The 18,898-nt window shown below is 41.0% G+C and carries 19 protein-coding genes; 17 read left to right on the top strand and 2 right to left on the bottom strand.

What is annotated here, in order from left to right:
• Positions 1 to 61: 61 nt before the first annotated feature.
• The 10 genes from pheS to R2Q66_RS03620 all read left to right on the top strand — a co-directional run bounded on the left by pheS (position 62) and on the right by R2Q66_RS03620 (position 10,242).
• Complete coding sequence (gene pheS, locus R2Q66_RS03665) at positions 62 to 1,099, top strand: phenylalanine--tRNA ligase subunit alpha (RefSeq protein WP_316746646.1); 1,038 nt, start codon at positions 62 to 64, stop codon at positions 1,097 to 1,099.
• A 5-nt stretch (positions 1,100 to 1,104) separates the two neighbouring features.
• Positions 1,105 to 1,518 carry a hypothetical protein gene (locus tag R2Q66_RS03660; protein ID WP_316746645.1) on the top strand — a complete coding sequence of 138 codons (414 nt, stop codon included), beginning with the start codon at positions 1,105 to 1,107 and terminating at the stop codon, positions 1,516 to 1,518.
• Positions 1,518 to 2,093, top strand: a complete 576-nt coding sequence (locus tag R2Q66_RS03655; RefSeq protein ID WP_265843108.1) for a TetR/AcrR family transcriptional regulator — start codon at positions 1,518 to 1,520, stop codon at positions 2,091 to 2,093. The genes R2Q66_RS03660 and R2Q66_RS03655 overlap by 1 nt, the downstream gene beginning before the upstream one ends.
• A 438-nt stretch (positions 2,094 to 2,531) precedes the next feature.
• Entirely contained in the window at positions 2,532 to 3,008 is a 477-nt protein-coding gene (locus tag R2Q66_RS03650) for a sigma-70 family RNA polymerase sigma factor (protein ID WP_316746644.1), read from the top strand.
• 96 nt (positions 3,009 to 3,104) lie between these two features.
• Positions 3,105 to 4,079 (top strand): FecR family protein, encoded by a 975-nt coding sequence (locus R2Q66_RS03645; protein WP_316746643.1) that lies wholly within the window; start codon positions 3,105 to 3,107, stop codon positions 4,077 to 4,079.
• 62 nt (positions 4,080 to 4,141) lie between these two features.
• Entirely contained in the window at positions 4,142 to 6,877 is a 2,736-nt protein-coding gene (locus R2Q66_RS03640) for a TonB-dependent receptor (RefSeq protein WP_316746642.1), read from the top strand.
• On the top strand, positions 6,858 to 7,970 hold the full coding sequence (locus tag R2Q66_RS03635; RefSeq protein WP_316746641.1) for a PepSY-associated TM helix domain-containing protein: 1,113 nt from the start codon (positions 6,858 to 6,860) through the stop codon (positions 7,968 to 7,970). The genes R2Q66_RS03640 and R2Q66_RS03635 overlap by 20 nt, the downstream gene beginning before the upstream one ends.
• 76 nt (positions 7,971 to 8,046) lie before the next feature.
• Complete coding sequence (locus R2Q66_RS03630; RefSeq protein ID WP_182961826.1) at positions 8,047 to 8,157, top strand: phenylalanyl-tRNA synthetase subunit alpha; 111 nt, start codon at positions 8,047 to 8,049, stop codon at positions 8,155 to 8,157.
• 145 nt (positions 8,158 to 8,302) lie between these two features.
• Positions 8,303 to 9,829 carry a 23S rRNA (uracil(1939)-C(5))-methyltransferase RlmD gene (gene rlmD / locus R2Q66_RS03625; protein ID WP_316746640.1) on the top strand — a complete coding sequence of 509 codons (1,527 nt, stop codon included), beginning with the start codon at positions 8,303 to 8,305 and terminating at the stop codon, positions 9,827 to 9,829.
• Positions 9,830 to 9,837: 8 nt separating this feature from the next.
• Complete coding sequence (locus R2Q66_RS03620; protein WP_316746639.1) at positions 9,838 to 10,242, top strand: hypothetical protein; 405 nt, start codon at positions 9,838 to 9,840, stop codon at positions 10,240 to 10,242.
• 65 nt (positions 10,243 to 10,307) lie between these two features.
• Here R2Q66_RS03620 and R2Q66_RS03615 read toward each other — a convergent pair whose 3' ends face one another.
• Complete coding sequence (locus tag R2Q66_RS03615; RefSeq protein WP_316746638.1) at positions 10,308 to 11,024, bottom strand: head GIN domain-containing protein; 717 nt, start codon at positions 11,022 to 11,024, stop codon at positions 10,308 to 10,310.
• A gap of 136 nt (positions 11,025 to 11,160) precedes the next feature.
• Here R2Q66_RS03615 and R2Q66_RS03610 point away from each other — a divergent pair, with 136 nt between their 5' ends.
• The 5 genes from R2Q66_RS03610 (at position 11,161) to hemH (ending at position 15,297) form a co-directional block, all read left to right on the top strand.
• Positions 11,161 to 11,670: a phosphoribosyltransferase family protein gene (locus R2Q66_RS03610; RefSeq protein ID WP_182961830.1), complete on the top strand. Its 510-nt coding sequence runs from the start codon at positions 11,161 to 11,163 to the stop codon at positions 11,668 to 11,670.
• A gap of 37 nt (positions 11,671 to 11,707) precedes the next feature.
• The gene (locus R2Q66_RS03605; protein ID WP_316746637.1) at positions 11,708 to 12,331 is read left to right on the top strand and encodes a 1-acyl-sn-glycerol-3-phosphate acyltransferase; all 624 of its coding nucleotides are present in this window, start codon (positions 11,708 to 11,710) and stop codon (positions 12,329 to 12,331) included.
• Positions 12,328 to 13,287 carry a hypothetical protein gene (locus R2Q66_RS03600; protein WP_316746636.1) on the top strand — a complete coding sequence of 320 codons (960 nt, stop codon included), beginning with the start codon at positions 12,328 to 12,330 and terminating at the stop codon, positions 13,285 to 13,287. Before R2Q66_RS03605 ends, R2Q66_RS03600 begins: the two co-directional genes overlap by 4 nt.
• Positions 13,288 to 13,344: 57 nt before the next feature.
• Positions 13,345 to 14,193 (top strand): 4-hydroxy-3-methylbut-2-enyl diphosphate reductase, encoded by an 849-nt coding sequence (locus R2Q66_RS03595; RefSeq protein ID WP_316746635.1) that lies wholly within the window; start codon positions 13,345 to 13,347, stop codon positions 14,191 to 14,193.
• A gap of 90 nt (positions 14,194 to 14,283) precedes the next feature.
• Entirely contained in the window at positions 14,284 to 15,297 is a 1,014-nt protein-coding gene (gene hemH, locus R2Q66_RS03590; RefSeq protein WP_316746634.1) for a ferrochelatase, read from the top strand.
• Here hemH and R2Q66_RS03585 read toward each other — a convergent pair.
• Positions 15,294 to 16,535: a 3-deoxy-D-manno-octulosonic acid transferase gene (locus R2Q66_RS03585; protein ID WP_316746633.1), complete on the bottom strand. Its 1,242-nt coding sequence runs from the start codon at positions 16,533 to 16,535 to the stop codon at positions 15,294 to 15,296. The genes hemH and R2Q66_RS03585 overlap by 4 nt on opposite strands.
• Before the next feature lie 63 nt (positions 16,536 to 16,598).
• Here R2Q66_RS03585 and R2Q66_RS03580 point away from each other — a divergent pair, with 63 nt between their 5' ends.
• Positions 16,599 to 17,909 (top strand): UDP-glucose/GDP-mannose dehydrogenase family protein, encoded by a 1,311-nt coding sequence (locus R2Q66_RS03580; RefSeq protein ID WP_316746632.1) that lies wholly within the window; start codon positions 16,599 to 16,601, stop codon positions 17,907 to 17,909.
• On the top strand, positions 17,909 to 18,898 hold the full coding sequence (locus R2Q66_RS03575) for a UDP-glucuronic acid decarboxylase family protein (RefSeq protein WP_316746631.1): 990 nt from the start codon (positions 17,909 to 17,911) through the stop codon (positions 18,896 to 18,898). Before R2Q66_RS03580 ends, R2Q66_RS03575 begins: the two co-directional genes overlap by 1 nt.

Raw genomic sequence — 18,898 nt, 5'->3', positions numbered from 1 at the left:
AGTTCATTTTTGGACTCAGCGATTATAAAAATATTATATAATTAGCTGTATATTTGGCCTCATGTTACAAGAGAAGATAACACAATATACTGCTGAAATAAATGCGTTTTCTACGGATAACGCTGATGAGTTAGAGCAATTCCGCATCAGATTCCTTGGTACCAAAGGAATCATCAAAGATATTTTTGATGAGTTTAAAGCTGTTTCACCTGAGGAAAAAAGAGTCCTGGGTAAAGTTTTAAACGAGTTTAAGCAATTAGCGGAAGCTAAATACCAAACGCTTAAAGATCAAACTGAAGTTACTGAAACGACTAAAGATCTGGGTTTAGACCTGACGTTACCTGGTGAAGGTTTCGAGATCGGTGCCCGTCATCCACTGGCATTGGTGAGAAGAGAAGTCGTAGAAATCTTTAATAAATTAGGTTTTATTGTTGCGGAAGGTCCGGAGATTGAAGACGATTGGCATAATTTCTCTGCATTAAACTTCCCTGAAGAGCATCCGGCACGTGATATGCAGGATACTTTCTTTATTAGGAAAGGTGGAGAAAAAGGGGATATCGCTTTGCGTACCCATACTTCTTCTGTTCAGGTGAGAATGATGGAAGAAGGAAAACCGCCATTCAGAGCCATCATGCCAGGGCGTGTATATCGTAACGAAGCAATTTCTGCAAGAGCACACTGTTTCTTCCACCAGATAGAAGGTTTGTATGTTGATGAGAATGTATCATTCGCAGATTTAAAGCAAACACTATTCTATTTTGTACAGGAATTATATGGTGAAGGAACAAAAGTACGTTTCCGCCCTTCTTACTTCCCTTTTACAGAGCCTTCGGCTGAGATGGACATTTCTTGTACCATTTGTAAAGGTGCCGGATGTCAGTTGTGTAAGCAAAGTGGCTGGGTAGAGATTCTGGGCTGCGGTATGGTAGATCCTAATGTATTAGAAAACTGTGGTATCGACTCGAAGAAATTTAGCGGTTTCGCTTTCGGAATGGGAATCGAACGTGTCGCTAACTTAAAATTCGAAATCAAAGACCTGAGGTTATTCTCAGAGAATGATGCACGCTTTTTGAAACAATATAAAACATCGTTGATATAATCTGAATGATCAAAAAGATAACCGGCGCATTTGTCATCTTACTCCTATTTGTAGGCTGTGGTAAGGATAATGGGGTATATATCCCGAATGTCCTGGTCAATTACCGGATATCTGAAGCAGAATTTAGCATCAAGGCAAAGAGTGGTATTCTAGTGGTACCTAATATCGGAGTAGCAGGTTTAATGATTATTAAACAAGGCCCATCCGGTTATGTCGCTTTTGATCAATGTAGTTCAGTAAACCCTGACCAACGCTGTAAAGTAGTACCGGATGATAACCTCATTACGGCTACTGATCCTTGCAGTGGTGCCAAGTTTTTACTGCTTGACGGAAGTCCGCAGAAAGCGCCGGCTGTTCGTTATTTAAAGGTATATCGCACCTCTATTGGAAGCGATGGGTTGATAAACGTATCTAATTGATGGAACCAGAGAAAATTAAAGAAAGTATAATCAGGGCTGCTAAGGAATTATTCAGAAAATACGGGTACCACAAAACAAGTGTAAACGAAATTGCGAAGAAAGCCAGAATAGCCAAAGCGACCATATATAAGTATTTTGAGAGTAAGGAGCAGGTGCTGGATGCCATTTTAATGGATTATCTGGATACCAACCTTCACGAAATTCTAAAGAATAAGGCGCAGTTTTCTAATGAAGAAGAACACCTTACCGCATTGGTAATGAAGACTTGCAGGCTAACCTATACCGTTTGTAATGAATTTATAGGTTGGGATTTCGTCAGAGAGAATGCAAACTCTCAGGAATTCTTGAAACACCTGTCGGATCAGCTGGAATCATTATTACTTTCTGCCTACCTGGAACTGGATCATTTCAAAAATAACCCTTCCCGCAAAGAAGGACTTGCCTTCTTACTGAAAGCAAGCAAAAGCATCGTATTCTCCTTTGCCTTTACTTCGGTGAGTGATTCTGATGTGAGAAAGAACTTTGTGAGCTTCCAAAAAGAACTGCTGCCATTCCTGGTGAAAGCAGCCTTGTAAAGATTAATATGTAGAGATACAGGGAAACCTGATCTGAATTCTATAGTTATATAGCCCTTCTGAATCATTCGGGAGGGCTTTCTTTTTGCCCTTGCTTTCTTGATTTTAAAAAGATATGCTGCTGCGGTTTGGTAGGGATGGTATGGTCTGCTGATTTGCAGCAGGACTGATGGTATTTTGAGCCGGAGTTGATGGGCTTCCCTGCCCGTCAAGGCCCCGCCAACACCGGGGAAAGGCCAGGGATTGGCCCCGATAGCTTACTTGTCAAAACAAGTACAGGAATAGAACTATTTGATAAAATTATTCTTTTATTTAGACTGGTTCCAGGTAATTAATTAGCTTTGAGCAAAATTAATCATTGTGCCCGGATCTCCATCAAGTCAGGATCGACATACTTCCACGAATATACATCAAATTGATGAGCAATCTTTTGCGCTTATGTATAGAGATTGCTGGAAAAGTGTGTATGGCATCATCTTTCATTATACCCGTGATGAAGAAATTGCGGAGGAGATTAGTCAGGATTTATTCGCTTCCATCTGGGAACGCCGGAAAAAAATCATCCTGAAAACTACGATTGAGCAATATTTACACCGGGCAGCAAAGCTGGAGGCCTTCGACTATCTACGGACCAGCAACAGCCATAGGGAGCATATCAATTGCGCCTTAAAAAGCATTTGCGGATCAAAAAACTGTACAGAAGAGCAGGTTTTCTTTAATGAACTAAATGGGAACCTCAACCAATTGGTGGCTGAGTTACCTTGCAGATGTCGGGAAGTGTACCGTTTAAGCCAGGATCAAGGCAAAAACAATAAAACAATCGCTTCCCTCTTATTGATTTCAGAAAAAACTGTAGAATACCACCTGTACAAGGCTATGAATTATTTGAGAAATAATTTGCAGGAATACAGTTAGTTATGAAATAAACGGTTTTATTTTCAAAATTGACCCAGGAGAAAACCCGACTTATCCAGCTTAGTATATATGGGCAGCTAAAAGCGCCCGATAACTATGCAGATTACTAAAGAACTTATTGAACGTTATCACCAGGGGCAATGTAATCCGGAAGAACAGGAGGCTATTGCACAATGGCTGGAATCGGATGAGGTAGAAATGAGTTATCCAACACAGGTAAATCTGACTGCTTTGCAGGATAAAGGATGGAAGAAGATTGCTGGTCGTTACAATTTGGCGATTCCAGCTCTGGCAAGCCAATCCTTTAAATGGAACAATTACCGCCGTATTTTACAGCTTGCCGCTTGTTTCCTGGTTTTCGTCAGTATAGCGACGCTTTATGCGCTGAATCGGGAGGGGCTCCATCATGCTAAAGCGGTACCGGCTTATAAAATGGTAAAAGCGAAAAAGGGGCAGAAGTTACAGGTAACGTTACCTGATGGAACGCTGGTATGGCTGAATTCTGAAAGCGTTTTACGTTTTCCGGAAAGTTTTGAAGGGAAGCAGCGGGAACTGGAATTTTCCGGGGAAGGCTATTTCGAGGTCGCTAAAGATCCATCAAAACCCTTTGTCATCCATACCGCAAAAACAAATGTCCAGGTATTAGGAACCAGATTTAACCTACGGGCATTGGGTAGCGAAAGCAGTACATCAGTAGTAGTAGCTGAAGGAAAGGTTCGTTTTACCGGGAAACGCGGAGGACAACCAATTATCCTTACTGCCAATCGTCGCGGCGTTTTTGAACAATCTGCACCATCAGCACGAATGATGATCTCCCTGGAGGCAGAGACAGGAGCATACATCGCCTGGAAAAATAACGAACTCCTTCTTGATAATTTAACGATAGCGGAAGTTGCAGAGACGCTGGAACGCTGGTATAATGTGAAAATCAAGATCAGCAACACAGCGCTGGCTAAAGAACGCTATACCGGTAATTTTAAGAATCCAACCTTAAATCAGGTACTGGAAAGTATGAGCTTTGCGGTAAAATTCAATTACAGGCAGGACCAGCAAACTTTTATCTTTTATTGATCATCCCCAAAACTAGTCTATAAATAAACCCGGTTTCAGTCGGCCAACTTCACACCGGGCTATTGAAAAATCAACTCATCATCAATTTAACAACAAACAAAAGTATGTACAAAGGATGTACCCCAAAGAAACAATTTGTAAAATTACTGCTATTCATTTTCAGTATATTATATCTGCCCTCTAGTAGCTATGCGCAGCAAAAGTCGGTTTTAGAAAAACCAGTGACCCTACAACTGAACAATGTGAGCCTTAGCGAGGCATTAAAAGTGCTTGCTGATGCTACAGGTGTACAATTTTCTTATAGCAGTACCCAACTGGATTTACAAAAAAAACGAAGCCTGAACTTTAACAATAAGACGCTGAATGAAGCTTTGTCCGAATTACTGGGGAGCCAGCTGAAAGGGTTAAGCGTTAATGGGACACAGATCACGATACAAACTTCCGGAGCTAAAGGGAGTATCAAGGGAAGTGTGAAAACCAAAGACGGAAAACCTGCGGAGTTTGTGACCGTAGGGATCAAAGGATTAAAAAGTGTGCAGGTAGACTCAAAAGGGAACTACCTGTTGAAAGATCTCGAAGCAGGAACCTATAAGCTGATTGCTACCTATGTAGGATTGGCAGCTCAACAGAAAGAGGTAAAAGTGATAGCTGGGGAAACTGTTTCCGTCAATTTTACCCTGGCGGAAAGTAATGAGCAGCTGGATGAAGTAGTGATCAATGGTGGAGGGATCAATAAGTTTTCCGTAAAGAAAACAACCACCTCGGCAAAAATGCCACTGGGTAATCTGGAGAATCCACAGGTTTATACCACAATTCCGAAAGCATTACTGAATGAACAGATGGTTACGGAGTTTAGTATGGCGCTAAAAAATAGCCCTGGGGTCTATAAAATCCAGGGGAGCAGAGGCATCAATACGGGCGGTGCTACTTTTTACAGTATGCGCGGTTTTCGTGTAGAGGCGGCTTTAGCTGATGGGGTGCCTTCGCAAACCAATGGCGAGATAGATCCGGCCAATATTGAGCGCGTAGAGCTGATCAAAGGTCCATCAGGAACTTTGTTTGGGGCTTCAGTGGTTTCTTTTGGCGGATTGATCAACATTGTGACTAAAAAACCTGTAGATACTTTAGGCGGGGAACTCAGCTATACCACCGGTAGTTATGGCTTAAACCGTTTTTCTGCGGATGTTTACGGCCCGGTAACGAAAGACAAGAAACTTCTTTTCCGAATGAATGCGGCTTATCAGCATCAGAACAGTTTTCAGGATGTGGGTTTCAGGAAGTCGGTTTTTGTGGCACCAGTCTTAGAATACAGGTTCAATGAAAGGTTGAATGTGAGCGTAAATGCGAGCTTCTCCCACCTGGAAAGCACCAGTCCGGCGGTGATCTTTTTGCCAAGAACGCGTCAGTTTATGGCCACCAGGCCTGAAGAGTTACATTTCGACTGGAAGCGTTCATATACCAGTAAGGACCTGACGATGAAAAATCCAACCTTTAATATTAAAGGGCAGGTGAATTATAAGCTGTCCGATCAATGGACTTCACAAACTATTGTCTCGGGAAATAACCGTAAATCAGACGGTTTCTACCAATATCAATTTATGCGTGGCGCAACATCAGATGAGTTTTTGGAGCGTACGATCTCTTTGCAGGATTCAAAAAACACAGCTACAGATTTACAGCAGAATTTTAATGGCGATTTCAAGCTGTTTGGCCTGCGGAACCGGATGGTGGTTGGTTTAGATTATTTAAATCAGACGATTCATAACAACAATTCTCCGAATATCGTATTCGACAACATCAGTGGAACAAACCCTGCGGATCCGAATTACTTCAATATTTCGCGCGCAGCTGTGGAGGCCAAACTGGCTGCAAGTACTTTATTACCCAGCAGGAACAAGGCAGAAAACAATGTTTACAGCGTTTATGCCTCGAATGTATTGAATGTTACGGATCGGTTGATCACGATGTTGAGTCTTCGGGTGGACCGTTTTCAGAATAAAGGTACTTTGAATCTGAATGATGGGAAACGTACCGGCGTATTTATGCAAACGGCAGTATCACCTAAGTTAGGCCTGGTATACCAGTTGCTGAAAGATCGGGTTTCCCTGTTTGGGAATTATATGAATGGCTTTAGTAATGTAGCGCCAATCACACAGCCAGAGGGCTCCGGCGCTTCCGGGACTTTTAAACCGGAACATGCCAATCAGTTTGAAGCCGGGGTAAAAACGGATCTTTTTGATGGTAAGCTGAGTTTTACGGCCAGTCTGTATGATATTAAAGTGGAGAATACGTTATACACGGAGATGACGGAAGTGAATGGGAAGAATTACCTGATTACCGTACAAAATGGTACGCAGAAGAGTCAGGGTGTAGAACTGGAACTGATTGCCAATCCTATTGAAGGTTTAAACATCATCGCTGGATACAGCTATAATTATAGCAAAATGCTGAATGCGGACCCTGCATTGGAAGGTCGCAGACCAGCTGGCGCTGGCCCGGCAACACTGATCAATTCCTGGCTTAGTTATGCCATACCGCATGGTCAATTGAAAGGATTGGGATTGGGTACCGGGGTCAATTATATCGGGAAACACTTAACGGGGAACTCTGCAAAAACAGGCGTGTTTATTTTGCCTGCCTATGTGATGGCAACCGCTACGGTGTTTTACGACAAGCCAAAATATAGGTTGGGACTTAAAGTGGACAACCTGGCGGATGAATTATATTTTACAGGTCAGGGGGTGTTGAGCCCACAAATGCCAAGAACTTTTGCTGCAAATGTCACGTTCAGATTTTAAAAAAGTAATTAGACAAATACACCTCTGGCTCGGATTATCTTCCGGGCTGGTGGTGTTTATATTGGGGATAACGGGGGCTACTTATGCTTTTCAGTACGAAATAAAAGACCTGGTTTATAAAGACCGCTTGTATGTGGAACCGGGGAAATCGCGTTTGCCATTAAGTGTGTTGTTGCCAATCGCAGTAGAGGCGATAGGTAAAGACCATAAAATTTCACGCGCAGAACTTTCCCAGGCTCCCGGCCGTACGTATATGTTCCGGGCCTTGAAAGTCGATAAAAAGGCTTTCGGTTATTGGAACTATTACCAGTATTTTGATAAGGTTTACCTTAATCCTTATACCGGTAAAGTGGTGTTTCAGGAGAATGCAAAAGCAGAGTTTTTTACGGTGGTGCTGGCTTTTCACATGAATTTGCTGTTGGGAGACCTGGTCGGTCATTTTATCATCCGCTGGTCGGTGGTTTGTTTTGTGATTTTATTGCTTTCCGGAATTGTCCTTTGGTGGCCGAAAAACTGGAAGCTGAAACAGCTGAAGAAAAGTTTCCAGGTTAAATGGAATGCGAAGTTTAAAAGACTGAACTACGATATGCACAATGTTTTCGGCTTTTATAGTTTCCTGGTCTTGATGATCATCGCATTAACTGGATTGATGTGGTCTTTTGAATTAACCACAGAAAAGAAAGTAAAGGTGTTTTCTGATACCACGCAATTGCCGGGGTTGATTCCGATGGACCCGATTATGGATCAGGCTTTAAAAGCTTCCCCTGAAACGGCCTATTTCTTATTTAATTTCCCTGCCGCCAAAAGCGGAACGGTCAACGTTTCTGCTTATCCGGACAAAAAGCATATGTACGACCGTCAACAGTACCGGTTCGACAGGTATAGCGGTCAGCTTTTGCTCAAAGGTTTAAGTTTTGAAAAGCTGTCTGCCGGGGATAAACTGATTGCCCTCAATTACGACCTGCATACCGGAAGCGTACTGGGCATTACCGGAAAAATTCTGGCCTTTTTTGCCGGATTGATTGCTGCGGGATTACCGGTCACCGGATTTTTGATCTGGTGGAAGCGCGGAAAGGCTGCTACTCAAAAATAGGAGATTGATAATATATACCGTTTTGGTATTTGGTATGGAAATTGTTAAATTAGGCTAGTTATCAACGTATAAGACAATGAGTAAAGAGGTTTTAGAAATTTCTGTTTTGGTTGATGAGAAGTTTGACATGAGCTTTAATCTCGTTGAAGGCGTTTTTGGTTTTATCCTGCGTGTTTTTGATAAGTAAAAGATAACATTTAGATTTCTTGTTAAATTGGCTGTTCCAGCCTCATGGAAATCGTATGTCCTAAAATTAGTTTTTACAGTTCCGCTTTGCCAGTCATTGAAAAACATTTACAAGGCAATGAAAAAAAACTTAAATTTGCGGCATAATGAGTAGAAATAGAAAATCCGGAACGGTAACCATTATCCCCAATTTAAGTATCATTGATATTGCTGAAGAAGGCAAGGGAGTAGGTAAAGCAGATGAATTGGTGGTATTTGTGGATAAAGCTGTACCCGGCGATGTCGTTGATGTGCGTATCGTAAAAAAGAAAAAGAATTTTGCTGAGGCTGTAATTGAAACTATACATGAAAAATCTGAGCTGAGAACAGACCCGTTCTGCCAGCATTTCGGTACTTGTGGTGGCTGTAAATGGCAACACATGGAGTATAGCGCGCAGCTGACATTTAAACAAAAAAACGTAGAAGCGGCTTTACAAAGACTGGCTAAAATTGATACTTCATCAATGGAGCCGATCTTAGGATCAGCAGAAAACAAATACTATAGAAATAAGTTAGAGTATACATTCTCTAATAAGCGCTGGTTAAATAAGGCAGATATGCCGGTTATCGAAGAAGAAGTGGCAGCTGATGAAATTGCTGAAAACGAAACTCAAACCGAAGCGGTAGAAACAGTACCTTCTCCTGAAAAGGCAGAAATGGAAATGAATGCTTTAGGTTTTCACGTTCCCCTGCGTTTTGATAAGATTTTAGACATCGAGCATTGCTATTTACAGGCAGAACCTTCTAACTCTTTGAGAAATAAAGTGAGAAGTTATGCTTTGGAAAATAACATGAGCTTCTATGACCTGCGTAACCATGAAGGTAGCTTAAGAAACCTGATCATCCGTACTTCTTCAACAGGTGAAGTAATGGTGGTGGTTGTTTTTGCTTATGTGGAACAAACACAGGTAGACGGTATGATGGAATACCTGAAAGTTACCTTCCCTGAAGTGACTTCTCTTTTATACATCATCAACCAGAAGAAAAATGATACTATTTTCGATCAGGATGTGATTACCTACGCAGGTAGAGACCATATCTTCGAAGAAATGAATGGCCTGAAATTCAAAATCGGTGCAAAATCATTCTATCAGACGAACTCTAACCAGGCGCTTGAATTGTATAAAATCACAAAAGAATTTGCTGGTTTCAGCGGAGACGAACTGGTTTACGATTTATACACTGGTGCCGGTACGATTGCCAACTTTGTGGCAGGTAGTGTAAAGCAGGTTATCGGCGTAGAATATGTACCTACGGCTATTGAAGATGCTAAATTCAACTCTGATTTAAACGGAATCAACAATACCACCTTCTTTGCAGGTGATATGAAAGATATTTTAACAACTGACTTTATTGGAACACATGGTAAGCCTGATGTGGTGATCACTGATCCACCAAGAGCAGGGATGCATGCTGATGTAGTGTCAAGATTGTTAGAAATGGAAGCGGAGAAAATCGTCTACGTAAGTTGTAATGCAGCTACGCAAGCGAGAGATTTAGCCTTGTTAAAAGAGAAATATGAAGTAGTGCGTATTAAACCGGTTGATATGTTCCCACATACACAACATGTTGAAAACGTAGTCTTGTTAAAGTTTACCGGTCTGAAGCCTGTAGAAGTAGCAGAAGAAAATTAGAGATAAAAATGGATATTGAAGAATTATTACCGCTGCAGGATCCGGAAGGAAAATCTGAGGAGAAAAAGAAAATAAGTCCGCTGTTGAGCTTAGAGAAAGACCTGGAATTGTATTCAGATTCTATCAAAGAGGTTTCCATTGCAATTCTCAATGAAGGGATTTCTACGCATCCGATCTTTGTTGCACACCAACATACGGTTTCCATAGGGGAGATGATCCTGGACAAAACGGAACTAAATACCGATTGGACTATTCAGGCTTCTACTTTAGATGAGTTTGTGCAGAAAGGGATTATTAATCCTGAAAAGAAAGCACTATTCTTGAAAAGCTATAAAAAACCACAAGAATTTATGTGTGTATTTGTGATTGTTCCGGAAGGCGCAAATTTCATTTACTACCCATATAAGAAATAAAAGATCATAAAAAATCCCTACCAGGAACTACCTGTGTAGGGATAACTAAAAACTAATGGTCTAAATTATTTGATATGAGTTACATCTCCGCTTTTTGAGGAGGATGTTTTATTCAAGGCTGCATCTCCTTTGTAGTTGATATCGCTACCACCACTGGCACTCGCTTCCAATCCTTTGTTTACATATACATTTGCGTCTGAACCGCCACTGGCAGTTACTTTGGCATAGTCGCTGATTAGCTCATAAGCATCAACATCGCTGCCACCGCTGGTCTGAACAATCATGTTTTTCACTTTTCCTTTAAGCTTCGCATCTGCTCCGCCACTCGTGGTCACTTGTAAATCATCCGCTAAGATGTCTAAAGTGACATCTGAACCGCCAGAAACGCGTAAGTTTAATTTTGGTGTTTTTAGGGTGTTCTGCCCGAAAACATCAGAACCTCCGCTGGCCGTAATGCTAGTCAGGTTTTTATAGTTGACGTATACTTTGATGCTCTGGCCTTTAAATTTTCTGCCCCAGCCCTGATTATCCTTGTATTTGATGTTTAGTGAAGCGCCACTTTTCTCAATCACCACATTTTCTAAAAGCTCTTTACTGGCGCTAACTTTAATATTTTCAGAATTGCTCTGGGTCAGGTATAGATCAATACCACTGGAAACGGTGACCTCACTGAAGTTCGTTAAGGCAATATTTTTATTTTGCTGTGCCTTTGCAGTGATCGTATTTAACGAAAATGCAAGGAGTACAGGTAAGGCTGTCTTAAATAGGAAGGTGCTTTTCATGGCGATTTATAGTTATGGTTACAGGGATTAGACGCGATCCCTGGCTAAACGTTGCAGAATTTCTATTTTATTTTTTAAATATTTGAATATGCCCCTTAAAATCGTTCTTTTTGTAGTATAAACTACGAAATAACAAATGGCAGAATCTCAATTGCTTATTCTTGATAAAAAGCAGATACAACAAAAGATTAACAGGATTGCTTATCAGATATTGGAAGATAACCTGAATGAAAAGGAAATTGTATTGGCTGGGATATGGGACCGTGGCTATAAAGTTGCCCTGCGACTAAAGAAAGTATTGGCTAAGATTTCCGATCTGAAGATTACGATGTTGAAGATTGAGCTGGATCGCTTAAATAGTAAGTTGGTTGCCAATACAGATCTGGATGAAAGTCACTGGAAAAATAAAGTGATCATTTTAGTAGATGATGTACTCAATAGTGGTAAAACATTGGCTTACGGATTAGGCGTTTTCCTGAATACCCCGCATAAAAAGATCAGAACTGTAGTACTGGTCGATAGAAGTCATAAAATATTCCCTATTGCAACGGATTTTGTTGGCCTTCAGATGGCTACCGTTTTAAAGGAACATGTTGATGTAGTGATTGATGTGGAAGGTGAAGAAGACCGTGTTTATTTAAGTTAGTCTTGCATTTAAGGGTTATTTTTCTCATTTTAGAGCTATGTACCCTTCCCGCAAAAGCAATTTAATCTTTCAATTCTTTTCCTGGTATATCGCTTATATCATTAAGAAGGACTTTTCCAGCTATACTTATGATCGGCTTCAGCTGAAGGAGGAGGAGGCAATATTGCTTCTTGCCAATCATTTTAGCTGGTGGGATGGTTTCTTAATGTTTCAATTGAATAAGGTTGTCTTTAAAAAGGATTTTCATGTGCTGGTCACGGAAGAAGATTACCAGCGACAATGGTACTTAAAATATCTGGGGGCTTTTGCTTCGAAACCCAGAGGTAAGGATGTGGTGGAAACGCTGATTCATGCCGGACAACTCTTAGACAATCCTAAGAATCTCGTGCTTTTATTTCCTCAGGGAAGGTTGTACACCAGTTATGTCAATAATGTTTCATTTGAAAAGGGCGTGATGCAATTGATCAATGCCTCTAAGAAGAAGTTTCAAATTGTGTTCTCTGCAACCCTGACTGATTATTTCGACAAAAGGAAGCCGATAGCTAAAAGTTATCTCTGTGCCTGGGTAGCGGAAGAGTACATCAGCTTACAGTTGCTGAAAAGAGAATATAACAAACATTATAACGAAGCCATTCATAAACAAAGTAAAAAATCTGCATGATTTTTTTCCTCTACATTGTACTCGTATTTTTAGTCCTGCGTTTTTCAGTTACCCTGTTTAATTTTCTTTCTAATCCTAAAATGGGGAATTATGGCCGCTCCTTTACGGGGAAGGTAGTGATCGTAGTTAACGTGCTGCAAGAAAAACAGGAAGCAGAAAAGCTGATGGCCAGTATTGCCGCACAGGATTACCAGAATTATGAGGTACTGATTCAGTCGGCTGATGGCCCTGATGTGGCGGCAAAAGCTAAGGGTAACTACCTGCTGTTTCTCGAAGCGAATACCATCCTTGAAAAGGGTTTTATAAAAAGCCTGGTTTACCGGAGTACCGTTTTTAATCTGGCCATGCTCAGTGTGATCCCAACACCTAAAATTTCCGGCTTTTTAGCCCGCTGTATTTATCCCTTAAGCGATTTTGTTTTGTTAAACCTATTCCCTTTAAGATTGGTGCGGCTGATCAATCATCCGGCTTTTGCCATGGCTAACGGGGCCTGTTTATTCTTTGATGCTGCGGTTTATCAACGCTACGAATGGGATCATAGAGGTAAAGACGCTACGGAGGCCGCTATAGAAATGATGAAAGCCCTGAAACAGGAAAAGTTAAAAACGGATCTGTTGCTGGGAAATAAGTTGATTTACCAGGAAGCATCAACCCTTGATCTTCCGGTTTTCGCTAAACGTTTGATGCTCAATTTCAGTAATCAACCCATCGTAGGCTTAGGTTATCTGGCATTGGTGATTGCCGGGCCTATCGTGATGTTGCTAAATTTAGCACCGGTATTTCTGGTACTGCCTTTTGGTCTCATCTTTTTATCCAGAATGATGATCGCTTACTTATCCGCCCAAAAGCCTTTTCCATACATTTTGTACCACCCTTTTCAAATGATCAGCCTCACCTGGTTGCTGCTTAACCACTGCTGGAACCGCTTCCTTACAGTTCTTAAACCGAAGAAATAGCATATCAAACTCTTTTTATGTAATTTTGTAGCTTCAATAGGTTCCATACAATTAATTATGAAATACGATTTAGCCGTTACGATAGATAAAGCATCAGGTTTTTGTTTTGGAGTAGTATATGCAATCGACATGGCAGAAGATATTCTGGATCATGAGGATTACCTGTATTGCCTTGGAGACATTGTACACAATGATGAAGAAGTGAAGCGTTTAACTGCTAAAGGTCTTCGTATCATCGACCATGAACAGCTGCTGACTTTAAAAAATGAAAAGGTTTTGATCAGGGCACATGGGGAAGCTCCGGAAACGTATAAGCTGGCCATGGAAAATCAGCTGATCTTAATCGATGCCTCTTGTCCGGTAGTTTTAAAACTTCAAAACAGGATTAAAAATTCGCATGACGATGAGGAGCAGATTCTGATCTTCGGAAAACACGGCCATGCGGAAGTTATCGGTTTACAAGGGCAAACAGATGGGAAAGCAATCGTGTTTCAAGACCTTGCAGAATTGGATAACGTAGATTTACCTGCCAAATTCACCTTGTATAGTCAGACCACCAAAAGCACGGATAAGTTTTACCACATCAAAGATGAGTTGCTGAGTAGGGGCTATGAAGTGAAAGCAAATGATACGATTTGTCGCCAGGTTTCTAACCGTTATGGCGATTTAGAGAAGTTTGTGGTAGATTTTGATAAGATCATCTTTGTATCCGGTAAGAAATCTTCCAACGGTAAGGTCTTATACGATGTCTGCAAAAAGTTCAATCCCAATGCTTACTTTATCTCCAATGTGGAAGAAATTGACCTGAACTGGTTTTCTGCAAATGATAAAGTGGGAATCTGCGGGGCTACCTCCACACCAATGTGGCTAATGGAACAGGTGAAATCAAGTTTAGAATCTTATTAATACATTATAACATCATTAAAAAGTAATTATTGATTTTCCCCTTAGAGATACGGGGTTATAATCAATTGATTAATTATTTTTGCTAAAATTATGGGAAAAAAGGGCATACTGCTGGTAAATTTAGGAACTCCGGATAGTCCGGAAGTAAGTGATGTACGAAGATATCTTGACGAGTTTTTGATGGATGAGCGCGTGATTGATATCAACGCTTTTCAAAGAACTTTATTAGTGAAAGGAATTATCGTTCCCTTCCGTAGCCCTAAGACTTCTAAATTATATAAAGAAATCTGGGACGAAAACGGATCGCCGCTCATGTATTTCAGTAAAATTCAGGCAGCAATGGTTCAGGAGAAATTGGGTGATGGATATCAGGTAGAACTGGCTATGCGTTATCAGAATCCTTCTATCGATGCCGGTTTAGACAGATTGAAAGCAGGCCTGGTAGAAAGTATTCAGGTGATTCCTTTGTTCCCGCAATACGCTTCTGCAAGTACAGGCTCTGTGATGCAAAAAGTGATGGAACTGGTGAGCAAATGGCAAACTGTTCCGCCAATCAGCTTCATTAACTCTTTTCATGATAATGAATTGATGATCGACACGTTCGTTCAAAATGCACAAAAGTATCAGCCGGAAAGCTATGATCAGATTTTATTTAGTTTTCACGGCCTGCCGGAAAGACAATTAAAGAAATGTGACCATACCGGACAACATTGCCTGAAAAAAGACGATTGCTGTAGCACTCTGACAGATGTTAACAAGTTTTGCTATTCTGCACAATGCCACGATACCGCCAGATTGATCGCTAAAAAACTGAACATCCCTGCTGAAAAATATTCCGTTTGTTTTCAATCGAGATTGGGTAAAGAACCATGGGTACAACCTTATACCAGCGATGTTTTAAAAGACCTTGCCGGAAAAGGTAAAAAAAGACTATTGGTATTTTGTCCGGCTTTTGTGGCCGATTGTCTGGAAACGCTTTATGAGGTTAGCGTGGAGTACCATGAAGAATTCAGAGCCCTTGGCGGTGAAGAGGTTCAATTGGTAGCCAGCTTAAATGATGACCCTAAATTTATCGAAGCACTGGTTGCTATGGTAAAGAATTAAAAATTACGACTGATATAATCCAGGATTTGTCGGGTAGAACCGGTCTTATCCGCCACATATTTCTGAGCGATCTTTCCCGCGGCTGCATTCTTTTGGAATTTTAGAAAAGCGGTAGAAAGATCGCTTTCTGTTTCAATACTAATGGCCGCACCCAGCTCAATGAGGTCTTTGGCCTCCTGAAATTTAGCATACTTAGGTCCAAAAATAACAGGGATTCCAAATGCAGCAGCTTCCAGGGTGTTGTGAATGCCTACGCCAAATCCGCCACCGATATAAGCAATCGTACCATATTGATATAAGGAAGAAAGCATGCCGATGTTGTCTATGATTAAGGTTTGAGCCTCGCTGTGCTGTGTTTTTAAGAGATCGGTGTGCTGCTCTTTTAATAAGGAAGAATGGGTAAGGGCTGTGGGAAGAAGTTTTTTGATTTCTTCGATATGTTGGGCATCTGTTTCATGTGGTGCAATGATGAACTTCCAGTCTGGATGTTGCGCAACCAGGCCAGCAATCAAACGCTCGTCGGCCGGCCAGCTGCTCCCGGCAATAAATACCGGATTTGATCCGCAGAAATCTGCGACTTCGGGAATCGTTTTTGGCGATGCTGCGTTTTCTGCAACACGGTCGAAACGGGTATCCCCGCTAAGACTCACGTTCTCCAGCTGGATGGTTTTTAATAAGTCGACACTCTGTTGGTTTTGCACAAAAAAATGCGTGACGAAACTCAGGATCTTCCGATGAAAGGAACCGTACCATTTGAAAAATAGCTGGTCCGGACGGAAAATTCCGGAGATGATATATAAGGGTATGTTTTGCTGGTTTAATACGTTGAAATAATGATACCAAAACTCGTATTTGGTGAAGATGGCGATTTCAGGTTTGATTGCCGCAATGAATTTTCTGGCATTCGACGCAGTATCTAATGGCAGGTAAAAAACACCCGCTGCAAGGGCATAGTTTTTCCTGATTTCATAGCCCGAAGGAGAGAAAAAAGTGATCACTATAGTCTTAGCCGGATACTGTTCTTTAATCTTTTCCAAAACAGGTCTTCCCTGTTCAAATTCGCCAAGGGAGGCGAAATGAAACCAGATGTTTGTTTTCGCAGGATCAAGTGTGTTTTCTATCTGATGGAAAAGCTGGGATCTGCCCCTGATAAACAGTTTTGCCTTTTCATTAAATAAGGAAAATACGCCCACCACTAATCCATAAAAAGAGATTCCTATATTATAAAGCCAAAGCATTTTGTGTGTTTATTTATTATCTTAGCCGAAGATACTTCATTAAAATTAAAACGTAATTAATATATGAAAATAGCTGTTATTGGAACAGGATATGTGGGTTTAGTTACTGGTACCTGCCTTGCAGAGACAGGAAACACAGTAATTTGTGTGGATATAGATGCTGCAAAGGTAAAGAAAATGCAGGATGGTGAGGTGCCAATCTATGAGCCAGGACTTGATGTATTATTTCATAGAAATATCGCTCAGGGCAGGTTAACTTTTACAACTGATCTGGCACATGGTATTCAGGATGCACAGATTATATTTATGGCGTTACCTACGCCTCCGGGTGGTGATGGTGCTGCCGATCTTTCTTATATCCTGGGTGCAGCAAAGGATATTTCTAAATTAGTTACGGAATATAAAGTAATCGTCAACAAATCTACTGTACCAGTTGGAACAGCAGATAAAGTACGTGCTGTTTTTGAAGCCAATACCGATATAGAAATTGATGTGGTGTCTAACCCTGAGTTTCTTCGTGAAGGCGTAGCGGTAGAAGATTTCATGAAACCTGATCGCGTAGTGATCGGTACTAAAAGTGAAAGAGCACAGAAACTGATGGCCGAATTATATGGCCCGTATGTGAGACAGGGAAATCCAATCCTGTTTATGGACGAGCGTTCTTCTGAGCTGACAAAATATGCGGCAAACTCTTTCCTGGCTACAAAAATCACCTTCATGAATGAGGTGGCAAATCTTTGCGAAATTGTAGGGGCAGATGTTGATGCCGTTCGTAAAGGAATTGGTTCTGATGCCAGAATCGGTAAACGTTTCCTTTTCCCGGGTATCGGGTACGGTGGAAGCTGCTTCCCGAAAGATGTTCAGGCTTTGGCTAAATCTGCCGATGAACATCAATATGATTTCCAGATCCTGAAAGCGGTGATGGATGTAAATGAGAAACAAAAGACAGTTCTGGTAGAGAAACTGCTTAAATATTATAAAGGCGACCTGAAAGGCAAACATTTTGCTTTATGGGGATTGGCTTTCAAACCGGAAACTGACGATATCCGTGAAGCACCAGCTTTATATATTATCGATGAGTTACTGAAACATGGCGCAACAGTTGCTGCCTTCGATCCGGAAGGAATGGAGAATGTGAAACGTCTTTTAGGAGATAAAATCAGCTTCGTAGCGAATCAGTATGAAGCTTTAAAAAATGCAGATGCCTTATTAATCGCTACAGAATGGTCGGTTTTTAGAAATCCTGATTTTGAAAGAATGGAAGAAAACCTGAGCAATAAGGTGATTTTTGACGGACGTAATTTATACGACCTGGAGAAAATGATCGAGCTAGGGTATTATTATAATAGTATTGGTCGTAAATTAATAGTTTAATGGGACGTAAAAGAGTATTAATTACCGGAGCCGCAGGTTTCCTGGGTTCACATTTATGTGATCGTTTTATCAAAGAAGATTATCATGTGATTGCAATGGATAACCTGATCACCGGAGATCTGGAGAATATTGCACATTTGTTTAAACTGGAAAATTTCGAGTTTGCACACCATGATATCTCAAAATTCGTTTATGTATCAGGTGAATTAGATTATATCTTACACTTTGCCTCACCGGCAAGTCCGATTGACTATTTGAAAATACCAATTCAAACGCTGAAAGTAGGTTCATTAGGAACCCATAATTTATTAGGTCTGGCGAAAAGTAAAAATGCCAGAATGCTGATCGCTTCCACTTCGGAAGTGTATGGTGATCCAAATGTAAACCCTCAGCCGGAAGAATATTGGGGTAATGTAAACCCTGTTGGCCCGAGAGGGGTATACGATGAGGCGAAACGTTTTCAGGAAGCAATGACGATGGCTTACCATACTTTCCATGGTTTAGAAACCAGAATTGTAAGGATTTTTAATACTTATGGTCCAAGAATGAGACTGAATGATGGTCGGGTTTTACCTGCTTTCATCGGACAGGCTTTACGTGGTGAAGACCTTACCGTATTTGGTGATGGTTCTCAAACCCGTTCTTTCTGTTATGTGGATGATTTAGTAGAAGGTATTTACAGGTTGCTACTGAGCGATTATGCCATGCCAGTGAATATTGGTAACCCTGATGAAATTACCATCAAGCAATTTGGTGAAGAAATTATCAAGTTAACCGGTACAACTCAAAAACTGGTATTGCGCGATTTACCAGTGGATGATCCGAAACAAAGACGTCCGGATATTACGAAAGCCCGTGAGCTTTTAGGCTGGGAGCCTAAAGTGAGCAGGGCCGAAGGTTTGAAAATTACTTACGAGTATTTCAAGTCTTTACCAGCAGAAGCGTTGGTGAATAATGAACACAAAGATTTTACAACTTATAACCGTTAA

Source organism: Pedobacter gandavensis, assembly GCF_032677645.1.
In the GTDB taxonomy this organism is placed as follows: domain Bacteria; phylum Bacteroidota; class Bacteroidia; order Sphingobacteriales; family Sphingobacteriaceae; genus Pedobacter; species Pedobacter gandavensis_A.
Note: the sequence above shows the minus strand (reverse complement) of the source record. Positions and strands in the feature narration are given on the sequence as shown.